This window comes from Streptomyces sp. NPDC031554, assembly GCF_055580685.1.
Genome location: NZ_JBVIKX010000002.1, coordinates 60,162 through 74,816, shown reverse-complemented (window position 1 = coordinate 74,816; position 14,655 = coordinate 60,162). Strand labels below are relative to the sequence as shown.

The window sequence follows — 14,655 nt, the reverse complement described above, 5'->3', positions numbered from 1 at the left end:
CGGGTCAGCGGCGGCCATGCCCGGACGAGCCGCCGTCGCCGTTCAGCCCGTGGGTGTCGATCCGGTTGTTGCTGCGCTCGATGTCCTCGAGGTGGCGGTCGCGGGTGTCCTTCATCATCCGGACCTGGCTCACCGTGGCGTCGGTGATCCCCACCAGCGCGTCACGGATGGCCATCATGGTCTCCTTGGTGGTCTGCCGCTCCTTCTGCTCCTGCGGCCTGGCCTTCTCGGCGAACTCGCCCGAGGTTCCCGGCCACCGGACCGTGGGGGCGAGTTCGTCGAGGAACTCCTCGGTCACGTCCCTGGCCAGCTGGCCGATCTCCTCCAACTGCCCGGCCAGGGCCTCGATGCGCTGCGGGTCGACGTAGTACCGCTCTCCCACCGTCAGTCCTCCCCGTCGTCGCCGAGGGCGTCCCGCCAGGCGGGGGCGGCCCGGCCGTCGCGTGCCGTGTCCTCGTCGTCCTCACGCAGCACGGCGGGGCCGAAGACGCGCTCCCAGTCCAGCTCGAAGCCCTTGAGTTCCGGCACCTCGGAGCTGGGCTCGGTGAAGGGAGCCATGGCCTTCATCACGTGCCGGTTCATCTTCAGGCGTGCCGCGCCCGCGGCCTCCAGGACGCTGGCGGCCAGCTCCTGGGGGGACATGTCGCGGTACTTGTTCTCCAGGAACTCGATCCCGGTCAGCTCGCCCTGGGGGCCGACGGTGGCACGGACCGCGCGGTCGGAGGAGAGCACGGCGAACGAGGCCTGCCGCAGTTCGCGCTCGGTGCGCGCGACCGCCTCCTGGGCGGCCCGGAGTTCGGCCATCGCCTTCTCCAGGCGCTTCTCCAGCGGTTCCGTCACGCCCGTCCCACCCCTTCCTCGTCGTTCTCCCGGACACCCGGACTCCCTGACGCGCCGTCGAGTCCATGGGGTCGCGCGGTCCGGTTCGTCAACTGCTCAGCTGATCTTGCCTGGTGACGGCCCCGGCAGGGAAGCCGGGGCCTGGTGGGATTCGTCTCTCCCGGTGGCCGCGCGGACGGAGAGCCGTGGTCATCGCCCGATGACGGCCGGGGTGCCGCCCTCCTCGGTGCCCCACACGTCCGCGTCCTCCTCCAGGTGGCCGGCGGAGCTGGTGGACCTGCGGCCCGGCTCCGCCTCCTCCTCGGGGACGTCGCCGCCGGTGGTCGCCGGCCGGGCGGCCGGCGACAGGAAGGTGTCGTCGTCCTCCTGGCGGTGCCACGCGCTGCGCCGCCGGCGGTTGCGGCGCTCGCTCTCCTCCACCGCGTCGACCAGTACGGCGCGCACCCGTTCCCCGTTGCCCTTGTCGCCGCCGCCCATGCCGCCCGCGCCCATGCCGCCCATCGGCATGCCCGGCGTCCCGGGCGTGCCGGGGGTGCCCGGGGCGCCGGGGGTGGCGGGGGCGGCGGCCGCGGCGAGCGAGGTGCCCGTGCCGTCGACGGCGCCGTCCGAGAGGGGCGCGACCCCGCCGGCCACGCCGATGCCCTGCCCGGTGAGGGAGTCCGTCCCGGAGAAGCCGCCGCCGGAGCCCGGGGAGTTCACGGAGCCCGCGCCACCGCCGAGGCCCAGTTCGGACAGGGAGACGTCCCGCGTACCGGAGCCGCCGCCGGTCCCGTTCAGGCCGTCGAGGACGTCCGACACGTCGGAGGTGCCGGAGTCGCCGATGGTCCGGATCGGGTCGAGGCCGTGCAGGTCGACCGTCCTGGTGTTGCCCTGCGGGTCGGTGACGGTGACGACGCCGGTGTCCGGGTCGATGCTCTGCTTGCTGCCGTCCGGGAAGGTCGTGGTCAGCTGCCCGTTGTCGAGGACGGTGGTGGAGCCGTCCGGGTTGGTCACCTTCGCCCCGTGGGTGAGGTCGGTGACCGTGGTGGTGCCGTCCGGGCGGGTGCTGGTGAACAGCCCGGTGTCCGGGTCGAACGTGCCCTTGCTGCCGTCCGCGAAGGTGGTGGTGAAGTCGCCGTCGTCGAGTGCGGTGTGGCCGCCGGTCGGGGTCTCCAGGCCGGACCCGCCGCCGAGGTCGAGGTCGAGGTCGTCCAGGTTGCCGAGGTCGCCGTTCGACTCGGTGGGCAGGTCGGAATTGAGGTCGCCGAGGTCGCCGAGGTCGCCGAGGTTCCCCAGACCGTTCCGCCCGTTGAGGTTGCCCAGGCTGCCCAGGTTCTCGGTGGTGGTGGTGCCGTCGGGCTCGGTGGTGACCGTCTGGCCGGTCGACGGGTCCACCGTCTGGACGGTGCCGTCGGGGAACGTGGTGGTCAGCTTCCCGTCGTCGCCCAGCGAGGTCACCGAACCGTCGGGGTTGGTCACCTTCAGACCGTCACCCAGATCGGTCGTCGTCGTCGAACCGTCCGGATTGGTCGTCGTGAGCACCCCGCTGTCGGGGTCGAAACTGGTCTTGCTGCCGTCCGCGAAGTCGGTGATCACGTCACCGCCGCTGGTCAGCTCGGTGCTGCCGCCGGTCGGGGTGTCGAGGACGCCGTCCCGCAGCCCGCTGTCGAGACCGTCGAGGCTGCCCAGGTCGGTCGTGGTGGTGGTGCCGTCGGGCTTGGTGGTGACCGTCTGGCCGGTCGACGGGTCCACCGTCTGGACGGTGCCGTCGGGGAACGTGGTGGTCAGCTTCCCGTCGTCGCCCAGCGAGGTCACCGAACCGTCGGGGTTGGTCACCTTCAGACCGTCACCCAGATCGGTCGTCGTCGTCGAACCGTCCGGATTGGTCGTCGTGAGCACCCCGCTGTCGGGGTCGAAACTGGTCTTGCTGCCGTCCGCGAAGTCGGTGGTGAGCTTGCCGTCGTCGAATTGGGTCCGGCCGCCGGTCGGGGTCCTGAGGGAGACGCCGCCGCTGTTCAGGCCGCCGAGACCGCCGAGGTCCTGGTTGACCACGTCGTCGAGGGAGCCGTTCGTCCCGCCCGCTCCGCCGCCGAGGTCGCCGGGGCTCTCGGTGGTGAGGTTGTTCCGGTTCAGCAGATCGTCGAGACTGCCCAGGTCCTGCTCGTCGAGCGCGTTCGGGTCGTTGAGGCCGCCGAGGCTCTCCTCCACGGCCTTGCGCTGCTCCTCCGCCTCACGCTTGGCCTCGTCCTGCTCGCGCTTCTGCTCCTCGCGCAGCTCGTCCTGGTACTTGCGGTCCTCGTCGCGCTGCTGGTTCTGCTCGTTGCGGAGATCCTGCTGGAGGCGTTCGGCCTCCTCCTGCTCGCGCTTCTGCTCCTCGCGCAGCTCGTCCTGGTACTTGCGGTCCTCCTCGCGCTGCCGGTTCTGCTCGGCGCGGAGTTCGTCCTGGTACTTGCGGTCCTCCTCGCGCTGCCGCTCCTGTTCCGCGCGGAGTTCGTCCTGGTACTTGCGGTCCTCCTCGCGCTGCCGCTCCTGCTCGGCGCGGAGCTCCTCCTGGTACTTGCGGTTCTCCTCGTTCTGCCGGTTGATCTCCTCCTTCTCCTTCTCGAGCTTCCTCTCCTCGTACTCCTGCGAGGCCGTGCTGGTCGACTTGGGCTTGGGCACGTTCGACGAGAAGTCCTCGCCGAGGTCGAGGAAGTGGTTGTTCAGGGTGGACTGCACCGTGGCGGCGGGCTTGCCCAGGTACTCGGCGACGCCCTGGGTCCAGATCTTGACCGCCTTGTCGCCGACCTTCGCCCAGTTGGCGATGTCGGTGAGGTCCCCGTACTCCGGGTGGGTCTGGGAGAAGCCCTCCTGCGGGTTGTGCGTGACGGACGAGGAGTAGCGGCTGGTGTGGGACGTGAGTTTCGTCATGGCGACGTTGTTGGTGTCCACCCACTGGGCGAGGTCGTCCAGGACGTAGCGCAGCACCTGAAGCGGGTCGTAGTAGGGGGACTTGGCCCAGGCCAGCCACGCCTTCAGCAGTTCCCTGGCGGCGTCCTCCAGGTAGGTGCGGCCCAGCGACAGGGCACGCGAGTAGACCGTGTTGCCGGTTCCGGTGCCGGCGGACGGCGAGGAGTCGAACGTCTCGACGTAACTGTCGTAGTTCTCGCGGATCTTCGTCAGCAGGCTGCGGAAGACCTCCGCGGCCTCGCCCTTCCAGCTCGCGTCGTCCCGGCCGAAGCGGTCCTCCCAGTCCTTCAGCACCACCGCGTGGTCCTTGAAGAACTTCGCAGCGAAGTCGAAGGACTCCCCGGTGGTCTTGAAGGAGTTGAGGTCCACGACATCGGCGTCGGACACGCCCAGGTTGCTGAAGCGGGCGTTCTGCGTGCCGCCGTCCAGCAGTGCGATGAGCGCCGCCCGCGGCCCGTTCATGTACCGGGCGAGCGGGATGGTGCTCATCTTGTCCTTGTTGTAGTCCGTGAACTCGTTGCCCTCACGGACCTGGGCGGTGCGGACGTCGTCGGAGCCGGGGCCGGCGAAGATGATCTCCTCGCCGGCCTTCACACGGCCCTCGAAGACGATCCTGGCCTGCATGATCGACCGCTTCTTGCCGCTGTCGAAGAACCAGATGTCGTAGTCCTCGCCCTTGTTCGTCAGGAAGCCGGAGTCCTTGACGAGCAGGCTGAGGCTGCGCTCCTTGATGTCCATCCGGAAGAGCTTGCCGCCGTGGTCGGACCGGAGCGTGTCGAAGACGGTGCTGCGGTCCGGCACCGGGTAGCCGGTGATGTGGGTGACCAGGGTGGCCCAGGTGTCGCTCGACGGGTCGCCCGCGTTGTCGAACTTGTCGAGGTTGGCGACGGAGTTGGGATCGTAGCGATCGGCCACCGGGCGCCCTTTCTGGTCGTTTGTCGTCCGTGCCGGTCCACCGCCTCCTCACGTGGAGGCGCGGCCGGGTGATGTGCGGGCGGGCGCGCCGGGCGGCCGTGGCCCCCGCCGGCCCGCGCGGCGCGGGCTCAGCTCTCCTCGTCCGTCCCGCCGGCGGTGAGTTCGTCGACCTCGTCGAAGGTCTGGAGCAGCGTCTGCGCGTCGATCGCGTCCAGGTTCTTGTTCTTGGTCTTGTTGGCCTCCTCGATGGTCTCGGTGAGAGCCTCCTTCAACTCCTTGAAGAGGTCCATCTGGTCACCGAGCAGCTTGTCGATGGCCTCGGCCGCGGTACGGACGTCCTCGATCAGGCTCGGTCCCGAGACGAGGGGATCGGTGACCATCTTGCCGATGCGCAGCAGCTGCTGCTTCTGGTCGAGGTTGCCCGGGGTGGTGTGCCCGTCGACGAGGTGGCCGAGCGGCCGGATGCCGGCGGTGTCGTCGCCCACCTCGTGGTGCTTCTTCGCAGACTTGTACACCGGGTCGACCTCGAAGTCCCGGAAGTTCTCCATCTGCTTGAGGTCGAAATGCCTGACGTCGGCCTTCTCACCGGCCATGGGACGCTCTCCTGCCGCTTGGTGCCGGACGGGTGGGGGGTGGGTGCGGCGCCTGCCCGCCGGTCACCCGCCCGGGTGCCGGGGGGCCGTCCTCCGACGCGGACGGAGGACGGGCCCCCGGCGGGCCCCGGGGCCGGTCCGGCGGGTCGTGCCGGGCGGACGGGACTTCGGGGACACGACCTGGGCCGTGCCCGCGGGGTCCCGCCCGCCCCGCGGCGCCTGGCACTCCCTAGCGGGCCCGCACGTTGCCCCAGTTCTCGGCGCTCGTGCGCTCGTCGCGGGAGTGGTTGTCGTGGATCATCTGGATCAGCTGGCCGTTGTCGCCGAGCAGCGTGGCCATGTTCTTGGTCGCCTGGTCCCACTCCGCCTGGACACCGCGGTACATCTCCTGGTCCGCGCCCTCCCAGGAGGTGATGAGCGGCTTCAGCTCGTCCTCGAGGTTGTTGAGGGTGGTGATGATCTGCTGGGTCTGGCCCATCAACTCCTCGATGGCGTTCCGGACCGTGGCGTACTGCAGGTCGATGATGCCGTCGGCCATGACGTCTCCTCTTGGGTGGCCGGGCCCCGGGCCCGGGAAGCTCGCGTGCTCCGGCCTCGCCGCAGGGGGCCGGTGTCGCGCTGGGGGCGGTTCAGCGCAGTGCCTCGAAGACGCCCTGGCTGGTCTTGCTGTTGAGGACCTCGGTCAGGTCCTGGTTCTCCTTCGCCAGACGGTTGGCGGAGGTCACGTTCTCCTGGAGCGCGTCGACCATCTTGCTGATCTGGATGACCACCTTCTGCGCCTCGGCGTTCCAGCTGCGGAACAGCTTCAGCAGGGCCTGGCCCTCGTCGCCGCCGACGCCCGACCGCGCGGCGATCTGGGCGACGTTGTCCTGGATCCTCTCGACCTGGGAGCGGGCCGACTCCAGAGAGGAGACACCGCCCAAGCCCTTGGCATAGTCCGCTTTCCTCGCGGCGCTGTCCGCCATGTCGCGTTCCCTTCGTCCGAGCACGTCTCGTCGCACCGTTGTCCGCAGAGGCTAAAGAGAACCGTGCGTTCCGCGCAACGCGAGTGGGGAAAATTTGAGCATTGGTCAGAATGCCTGTGGCACAGTCGAGTTGTTGCGGTGTTTCGGCGAAATGAACTCGCCCCGCCCCGCCGGACCGGCCGGTGCGACGCGCACCGTCCACGAACCCCGCACGAACCGTCCGCGGGACACGGCGATACGGGCGGAGAACGGTCACGCCGAGGAGGACAACGGGCATCCGGGACGGCCCGTTTCCGGCGTGCGGGACGTGTCCGAGCCGGTTTTCCGGCGGGCCCGGGCGGAATATTTGAGCTTTCTCTGAGGTTCGGCATCGCGTTCGGCCGATCCCGGCCCGGCCGGCTTACCCGCTTCGGCGCCGAGTTCGGCCCGCGCCTTTCCCGCCCGGCCTTTTCCTTTTCTTTGGCGCCGTATGCGGAGCTTGCCTCGATCAGGGCGTGGTGTCGGCTGTGCGCGCGGTGCCCGCAGCGTCCGCTTTGTCGGTGGTGCCGGTGGTGCCGACAGCACCTCCGGCCTTCCCGGCGTCCGCCGCTTCACCCTTGTCCGCTTCGTCCTTGTCCGCCCCGTCGGCCGCTCCGGCCCGCTCCGGCCCGTCGGCGTCGCCGCACCGCGGAGCCGTGACCTTGGGCTCCACCGCGCCCGAGGCGGCGGCCGGGTCGAGGTCCGCGCCGGTCGGAAGGGCCGCGAGCAGCGGTGCCGGAACCGAGTCGATGTCCGCGGCCTCGTACCCGAGGGCCGCCAGCGCCTTCTTGTCGGAGACCCGGTGCTTCACCCCGTTCTCCGCCACCAGGTAGGTGGTCCCGGCGTGCGCGGCGCCGCTCGCGTTCAGGGCCCGGACCAGGGCGCCGTGCCCCGGCCGTACGACCGTGGCGTCCGTCGGGACGCAGGCCGCCCTCAGCGGCTGGTCGGTGCCCTGCGACACCGCGACCGGGGCGAGCGCGGTGAGCGGGACGAACACCGAACCGATCCGGGCGCCGCCGTCGCCGCCGTCCACCTGCGCGCAGAGCGCGCTGCCGCGCGGCGCGGACTGCGGCAGGGGCGGCGCGTCCGGCAGCTCCGCGGACCCGGCGGCCGCCGTGTCCTGCGCCCGGTGCTCGCGCAGCGCGTCCGCGCCGAGCGTGCGCACCTCGGGCGACCGTCCCCGGTAGGCGTCCTTCTGGGTGGCCGGGTCGCCCAGCACGAGGGCGGCGCCGAGCCGGGTCAGCGGCACCAGCCCGTCCTTGCGGAGCAGGTGGTAGGTGCTGCCGCCGCCGGGCACGCTGACCTTGAACAGCTGGCCGATCCTGCTGGCCTCGCCGCCGAGCACCGGGCCCTCGCCGCCGCGCCCCGGCACCGCGGGCGGGCTCAGGGCGGGGCCGGGGGCCAGCGCGTCGAGGAAGGCCGCCGAGACCGGCATCGGCCGCTGGGAGCCGTAGCCGAGGGCGTTGCGGGCGTCGGAGGCGCGGTCCAGCGGCAGTCTGCTGCCCCGCCACACCAGGTATTCGGTGCCGTCCGGCCCGCTCACCAGCACGCCGCGGTCGCCGCCGACGCCACGGGCCTCCAGGGGCGCCCCGGCCACCACGGTGGTGGTCCCCGGCTCGTCCACCCCGGTGTCCGGCACGGCGCCGGAGGTGTCGGGCAGCGCCCCCTCCGGTCCGGTGACGCACAGGTGCCAGGCGCCGTCGTCGAGGCTGTCGGAGGCGGGCAGGGCGTCCGGGGCGCCGGGGATGCCGACCGGGGCGCCCACCGGGACGTCCCGCAGGGAGGCGGTGCGGACGTCCGCGGTCGGCAGGTCGGAGCCGCCGATCAGGCGTGCCGACGCGTAGTTGCGCACCGGGTGCAGTACGCCGTCGGTGCCGGTCCACAGGTACCGGGCGCCGGTGTCGCGGTTGACCACCAGGTGCTCGCCGTCGCGCCAGCCGTCGTTCCCGCCGGGGCGCAGCAGGCCGTACACGGTGGCGCCCGCGCCGATCAGGACGGTGACCAGCACGCCGAAGACCAGGCCGCGGGTGGTGCGCCCGAGCGGGCTCTCCGGGGCGTCCGGGTCGGCCGTCAGCAGGCCCGAACTGAGCCTGCCCATCATGAAGGTGTGGGCGTGTACCTGGTCGCGTTTGGACTGCACGGCCTCTCCTCGACTCGTTCTCCGTGCCCCGCCGTACGGGTGTGGGGGTGCGCAGGTGCGGTGGCGCGGTGGTGCTGCGGTGCTGTGGTGCGGGTGGGGACGGGTGCCGCTTCTCGCGGGTGCGGGTTCTCGCGGGTGCTCAGCCGAACAGGCCGCGCAGCCAGCCGAACAGCCCCGCCACCCAGAGGGCGAGCGGCAGCAGCGCCACCGCGAGGCCGGTGTGCGCCAGTTCCGCGGCACGGCCCCAGTACGGCAGCACCCGGCGGCCGGGCACCGTCCAGGCCGCGATCACGAGGGCGGCCGCCGCCGCGAGCAGCGCCGCGAAGACGGTCAGCCGCCCGTCACCGTGCTGGTCCACCGCCCAGGCGCGGGCGAGCAGCAGCAGCCCGCAGACGCCGGGCACGGCCAGGGTCAGCCGCTGGCCGATGTGCACGAGGCCGCGGCAGTGCAGGAGCAGCAGCAGGCTCAGCGTCAGGGCGGTCAGCACCTCGGGCAGGTCGGGGCGTTCGGCGAGGACGACCAGGGCGGCCGCGGCGACGACGCCGGTGGCGGCGAAGAGGGCGGTGACCCAGCGCCCGGCCAGTTCGGTGCGTTCGGCGACGTCGTCGCCCGCGTAGGGCTCGATGCCCTCCTGGAGCTGGCCGGCGGAGGACGGCAGCGCCGGCATCCGCATTCCGGCCAGTTTGAAGGCGAACGGCGCCACCGCCCCGGCGCCGAGCGCGACGACCGTCGCCACCAGCGCCACCGCGGCCGGCGCGTCGAGGCCGGTGTACCCCATCAGGGCCCCGGCGGTCGCGACGGCCAGCGCGACCACCGCCGTGGCCAGGAGGGCCGGGGCGCCGACCGCCGTGGCGGCGAGCGCCAGGACGGCGCCGCCGGCGCCGGCCGCGCCCGCGGCGAGCAGCCGCGCGCCCGCGACCCGCGCCGTGTCCGGGCCGCCCAGGTCGCCGCCGGGCAGCAGCCAGCCGGCCAGGGCCAGACAGGGCGCGACCAGCAGACCGAGCGCGCTCGCGGAGAGGCGGTCGCCCACCGCGCGACTGGCCGAGCCCGCGCCCGCGAGCAGCAGCAGCCCGGTCAGGGCCGCGCAGGCGGCCCTGACCGAGCCGGAGCCGGTCACCCCGGGCCACAGCACCAGGACGAGGGCGGCCACCACCGTCGCCGTCGCGGTGCCCACCAGCAGGCCGCGGGCCGCTTCGGGGCTCCAGTTGTGCAGCCGCCGGCCCGCGGTGTCGGCTATCCCGTCCACCAGGTCGTCCAGCCGGGCCTCGGGCAGCGCCTCGGTGTGCGGGCGCAGGTGGAGCACGGCGCCGTCGGCGAGGCCGGCGTGGGCGAGGGTGGTCTCCTCGTCGAGCGGGGGGTCGCCGAGCCGCTGGAGCACCCAGCCGGCGTGGTCGAGTCCGGTCTCCTCGGCCTCCTCCCCGACGTAACGCAGCAGCGTGGGCAGGAGGTCGGCGACCGGCACGTCGGCGGGCACGGCCAGATCGACGCGGACGCTCGGCGCACGTACGGTCAGGCGGCACAGTTCGGCCACCGTGCTGTCGGTCATCAGCTGAACTCTCGACTTCCGTAAAGGCGTTGGCTGGGGACTTCCCTCGGGAGAGGGGATGTGCGAAGAGTACGGAAGGCCGGCCGGTCCGGGAACGGAGGGGACGGGCGGAGAAATTCGGTCCGCACCCCGGGCGGAGACCCGCCCCCGCGTGGACAGGTCGCGTTCCGTGAATGCAGACTACTGCCTACACCCGCCGGATCGTGCTGCGGACCGGACTCCCTGCCCGGTATGGAGTTGTCCATCAAGGGAGTTGACCGTCCCCCCGCTATCCGCTCGAAACATGCAGTCGGCGTTCACCGCGTCACGCGGACTCCGGAGAATCGGCTCGGTGCGGCTTACCCGCCGCCCGCCGCTCCGGTATTTCGGTGCGGGCCGGAAAGCCAGTGAAACCGGAGGTTTCGTTCCTTGAGTGTGGTGCTGTTTCGCCGGCCGGCCCGCCGACGCGGACCCGAGATGCCCGAAGGGCAATTGACCCTTCAGGAGCCGCCCGTACTGGCCGAGACGGTGCCGGACACCTCGGCGATATGGACCTATCTGCCGATGGCGCTGATGTCGGTGTCCATGATGCTGATGTTCCTGCGCCCCGGCGGCGGCAACGGCGTCTTCATGTATCTGGCGATGGGCGTCATGGCGCTCTCCGCCGGTGCCATGCTGCTGGGCCAGCTGATGCGCCGCTCCAGCGAGCGCAAGCAGCGTCTGAAGGGCGAACGCCGGGACTACCTGCGCTACCTGGCGCAGACCCGCAAGCGGGTCCGGGCCACCATCGCGGAGCAGCAGCGGGCGCTCGCCTGGCGCCACCCGGAGCCCGCCTCGCTGCGCTCGCTGGCCCGCACCTCGCGGCTGTGGGAACGCCGTCCGGCCGACGAGGACTTCGGCGAGATCCGGCTCGCGGTCGGTGAACAGCAGCTCGCGCTCACCCTGAACCCGGTCTCCACGCGCCCGGTGGAGGACCTCGAACCGCTCTGCGCGCACGCCCTGCGCCGCTTCATCCGCGCCTACTCCACGATCCCCGAACAGCCCCTCGGCCTCTACCTGCGCTCCTCGGCCCGGATCCTGCTGCGCGCCGAGGAGACGCCCGGCGGGGACCCCGCCGGCACCGGCGGCTCCGGCGGCCCGTCGTCCGGGACGAACGGCGGCACCGGCGGCGGTGCGGCCGGCGACCCCGGCGCCGAGGCGGTGCGTGCCCTGGTGCGGGCCGTGCTCGCGCAGCTCGCGGTGTTCCACGCGCCCGAGGAGCTGTGGCTGGCCCTGTGCGTCGGCGACGAACGGCGGCCCGACTGGGAGTGGGCCAAGTGGCTGCCGCACACCCTGCACCCGTACGAGGAGGACGGGGCCGGCAAGGTCCGCCGGATCACCGCCGACCTCACCGAACTGGACGACCTGCTCGGGGCCGAGTTCGCCGAGCGCCCCGGTTTCGACCCCGACGCCCGCCCCGGCCGCGACGAGCCCTACACCGTCGTCGTCCTGGACGGCGTCACCGTCCCCGAGGGGCACCGCTGGGAGGGCCACGGCTACCGCAACGCCGTGATCCTGGACGTCGGCGGGGCGCTGCGCTGGCGGCCCGGCCGCAACACGCTGCGGCTGACCGTCGGGCCGGACCGGGTGAGCCTGGTGCGCACCGACCGCAGCCGCAAGGAGCGTTCCGTGCCGCTCGGCCGGCCGGACCGGCTCGGCCCGCTCGGCGCGGAGTCCCTGGCCAGGCTGCTCGCCCCCCGCCGGATGAGTCTGGGCGGCGACGTCGCGCAGCCGCTGGACACCGACGTCGAACTGACCGCCCTGCTCGGCATCCCCGACCTGCACCGGCACGAACCGCGCACCCTCTTCGACCGGCACACCGGCTCCGCGCGGCTGCGGGTGCCGATCGCGGTCGGCGTGGACGGGCGCCCGGTGGAACTCGACATCAAGGAGTCCGCGCAGGGCGGCATGGGCCCGCACGGCATGCTCATCGGCGCCACCGGCTCCGGCAAGAGCGAACTGCTGCGGACCCTCGTCCTCGGCCTCGCGCTGACCAACTCCTCCGAGACCCTCAACTTCGTCCTGGTCGACTTCAAGGGCGGCGCCACCTTCCTCGGCCTGGAGGAACTGCCGCACACCTCCGCCGTCATCACCAACCTCGCCGACGAGGTCGCCCTGGTGGAGCGCATGCAGGACGCACTGCACGGCGAGCTCATCCGCCGCCAGGAGCTGCTGCGCGCCGCCGGCAACTACACCTCCGCCCTGGAGTACGAGCGGGCGCGCGCCGCCGGGGCGGCCCTCACCCCGCTGCCCAGCCTGTTCGTGGTGGTCGACGAGTTCAGCGAACTCCTGTCCGCACACCGGGAGTTCATGGACCTGTTCGTGATGATCGGCCGGCTCGGCCGCTCCCTGGGGGTGCACCTGCTGCTCGCCTCGCAGCGTCTGGACGAGGGCCGTATGCACCAGTTGGAGAGCCACCTGTCGTACCGCGTCGGCCTGCGTACCTTCTCCGCCATGGAGAGCCGCGGCGTGCTCGGCGTGCCGGACGCCTACGAGCTGCCGGCCCAGCCCGGCAGCGGCTACCTGAAGTCCGGGGTGGAGTCGCTGACCCGGTTCCGGGCCGCCTACTCCTCGGGCACCTACCGGCGCCGCACCGGCGCGGTGGTGCAGGCCCGGGTGGCCAGCCAGGTGGTGCCGTGGACCAGCGGCTGGGTGGTGCCCCGCACGCTGGAGGCGGCGCCCGAGCCGGAGCCGGCGCCCCACGGGAGCGGTGAGGCCGACGAGGAGACACTGCTCGACGTGGCCCTCGACCGGCTGCGCGGCTCCGGTCCCGCCGCCCACCAGGTGTGGCTGCCGCCGCTGGACGAGCCCTCCCCGCTCGACGCCCTGCTGCCCGGCATCGCCGCCGACCCCGAGCGCGGTCTCGGTGCCGCCGGCTGGTCCGGGACCGGCAGGCTGCGGGTCCCGGTCGGACTGGTCGACAAGCCCTTCGACCAGCGCCGCGACCCGCTGGTGGTGGACCTGTCCGGAGCGGGCGGCCACGTCGCCGTCGCGGGCGGCTCGCAGAGCGGCAAGTCCACCCTCGCCCGCACGCTGATCGCCGCCCTCGCCCTCACCCACACCCCCGCCGAGGTGCAGTTCTACTGCCTCGACTTCGGCGGCGGCGGCCTCTCCCAGCTCGCCGCGCTCCCCCACGTCGGCGGCGTCGCGCCGCGGCTCAACCCGGAGCGGGTGCGCCGGGCCGTCGCCGAGGTGATGACGCTGCTCGCCCGCCGCGAGCAGTTCTTCGTCGACCACACCCTGGACTCCATGCAGTCCTACCGCCGCCGCCGGGCCGCCGGGGAGTTCCCCGACGAGCCCTTCGGCGACGTCTTCCTGGTGGTCGACGGCTGGTCCACGGTCCGCCAGGACTACGACGACCTGATCCCCAAGTTCAACGAACTCGCCGCCCGCGGCCTGAACTACGGCATCCACCTGATCGTCACCACCACCCGCTGGGTGGAGCTGTCCGCCCAGGTCCGCGACCAGGCGGCCACCCGCCTCGAACTGCGGATGGGCGACCCGATGGACTCCGAGATCGACACCCGCAAGGCCCGTTCGGTGCCGCGCACCGGGGGCCGGGGCATCACCTCCGACAGCAAGATGCACTTCCTCGCCGGCCTGCCCCGCCTGGACGGCAGCGGTTCCCTCGACGACCTCGGCGACGGCGTCGCCCACCTGGTCTCCGAGGTGGCACGGCACTGGCCGGGCGCGCCCGCCCCGCAGATCCGGATGCTGCCGCACCGGCTGCCGCTGGCCGAACTCCCCGCGCCCCAGGGCACCGAGGGCGGCGGCATGCGGCTGCCGCTCGGCATCGACCAGGACGCCCTGGAGCCGGTCTGGCACGACTTCAGCCGCACCCCGCACCTGATCGTGGTCGGTGACACCGAGAGCGGCAAGACCAACCTGCTGCGCCGCGTCACCCGGGGCATCACCGACCACTACGCCCCCGACGAGGCGAAGATCATCGCCGTGGACTACCGCCGCACGCTGGTGGGCGCCGTCCCCGAGGAGTACCGCATCGGGCACGTGATCTCCCTGGACAACCTCAAGGAGACCATCGAGGGGGCGGCCCGCGCGATGAAGACCCGCGTCCCCGGCGCGGACATCGCGCCCGCCCGCATGCGCCGGTGCGACTGGTGGACCGGCCCGCGGCTGTTCATCCTGGTGGACGACTACGACATGGTCTCCGGCGCCAACTCCTTCCAGAGTCCCTTCGAACCGCTCTTCGAGAACCTGACCCTCGGTTTCGAGATGGGCCTGCACCTGGTCGTCGCCCGCAGCGCCATGGGCGCGGGGCGCGGCCTCAGCGACGCCCTGATCCGCCGCCTCGACGAGGCGAACAACCCCGCCGTCCTGCTCTCCTGCCCGCCCACGGAGGGCAGTCTCTTCGGCAACACGAAACCGCTCAACCTGCCGCCCGGCCGTGCCCTGCACATCGCCCGCCGCCGGGCGCTGCTGATGCAGACGGCACTGGTGGAGGAGGGCACGCCGTAGCCGGACCGCGACGGGCCCCCGGAGGGCGGGGACGTGGGGGCACGGGGGGGGGACGCCGTGGGGACGCGGAGGGGGAACCTCGGGAACGCGGGTCCGGTGGGGGCCGCCTGAGGGCGGCCCCCACCGGCGGTCGCCGGGGCCGCGTCCCGCCCCGCCCCGGTCTCCGACGCCCGGCACCGGACCCCGCCCACTGATCCGGGCGGGGTCCGGCCCGTC

General features: G+C 72.7%; 9 protein-coding genes. 1 reads left to right on the top strand and 8 read right to left on the bottom strand.

Annotated elements, in window-relative coordinates; all coding sequences use genetic code 11:
- Positions 1-4: 4 nt before the first annotated feature.
- The 8 genes from ACZ5FU_RS05870 to eccD form a co-directional block, all read right to left on the bottom strand.
- Positions 5-382, bottom strand: a complete 378-nt coding sequence (locus ACZ5FU_RS05870; RefSeq protein WP_451530609.1) for a hypothetical protein — start codon at positions 380-382, stop codon at positions 5-7.
- Positions 383-384: 2 nt separating this feature from the next.
- The gene (locus ACZ5FU_RS05865; protein WP_451530608.1) at positions 385-840 is read right to left on the bottom strand and encodes a YbaB/EbfC family nucleoid-associated protein; all 456 of its coding nucleotides are present in this window, start codon (positions 838-840) and stop codon (positions 385-387) included.
- Between the two features lie 189 nt (positions 841-1,029).
- A complete protein-coding gene (locus ACZ5FU_RS05860; RefSeq protein WP_469044782.1) occupies positions 1,030-4,683 on the bottom strand; it encodes an AAWKG family protein in 3,654 nt (1,217 codons plus the stop codon).
- Positions 4,684-4,811: 128 nt separating this feature from the next.
- Complete coding sequence (locus tag ACZ5FU_RS05855) at positions 4,812-5,276, bottom strand: type VII secretion system-associated protein (RefSeq protein WP_451530606.1); 465 nt, start codon at positions 5,274-5,276, stop codon at positions 4,812-4,814.
- Positions 5,277-5,505: 229 nt separating this feature from the next.
- Positions 5,506-5,814, bottom strand: coding sequence for a WXG100 family type VII secretion target (locus ACZ5FU_RS05850; RefSeq protein WP_451530605.1), 309 nt, complete (start codon positions 5,812-5,814; stop codon positions 5,506-5,508).
- A 91-nt stretch (positions 5,815-5,905) separates the two neighbouring features.
- Positions 5,906-6,241, bottom strand: coding sequence for a hypothetical protein (locus ACZ5FU_RS05845; protein WP_451530604.1), 336 nt, complete (start codon positions 6,239-6,241; stop codon positions 5,906-5,908).
- Positions 6,242-6,728: 487 nt separating this feature from the next.
- On the bottom strand, positions 6,729-8,399 hold the full coding sequence (gene eccB, locus ACZ5FU_RS05840; RefSeq protein WP_451530603.1) for a type VII secretion protein EccB: 1,671 nt from the start codon (positions 8,397-8,399) through the stop codon (positions 6,729-6,731).
- A gap of 139 nt (positions 8,400-8,538) precedes the next feature.
- Positions 8,539-9,945, bottom strand: coding sequence for a type VII secretion integral membrane protein EccD (gene eccD / locus ACZ5FU_RS05835; RefSeq protein ID WP_451778931.1), 1,407 nt, complete (start codon positions 9,943-9,945; stop codon positions 8,539-8,541).
- A gap of 456 nt (positions 9,946-10,401) precedes the next feature.
- On the opposite strand from eccD, the gene eccCa reads away from it, so the two are divergent.
- The gene (eccCa, locus tag ACZ5FU_RS05830) at positions 10,402-14,439 is read left to right on the top strand and encodes a type VII secretion protein EccCa (RefSeq protein WP_469044780.1); all 4,038 of its coding nucleotides are present in this window, start codon (positions 10,402-10,404) and stop codon (positions 14,437-14,439) included.
- Positions 14,440-14,655: the final 216 nt, after the last annotated feature.

What these genes read in the sequence shown, in the direction of transcription:
- eccCa (WP_469044780.1), top strand. Translation starts at nt 10,402, where the DNA reads ATGCCCGAAGGGCAATTGACCCTTCAGGAGCCGCCCGTACTGGCCGAG.
- ACZ5FU_RS05855 (WP_451530606.1), bottom strand. Translation starts at nt 5,276, where the DNA reads ATGGCCGGTGAGAAGGCCGACGTCAGGCATTTCGACCTCAAGCAGATG.
- ACZ5FU_RS05845 (WP_451530604.1), bottom strand. Translation starts at nt 6,241, where the DNA reads ATGGCGGACAGCGCCGCGAGGAAAGCGGACTATGCCAAGGGCTTGGGC.
- ACZ5FU_RS05850 (WP_451530605.1), bottom strand. Translation starts at nt 5,814, where the DNA reads ATGGCCGACGGCATCATCGACCTGCAGTACGCCACGGTCCGGAACGCC.
- eccD (WP_451778931.1), bottom strand. Translation starts at nt 9,945, where the DNA reads ATGACCGACAGCACGGTGGCCGAACTGTGCCGCCTGACCGTACGTGCG.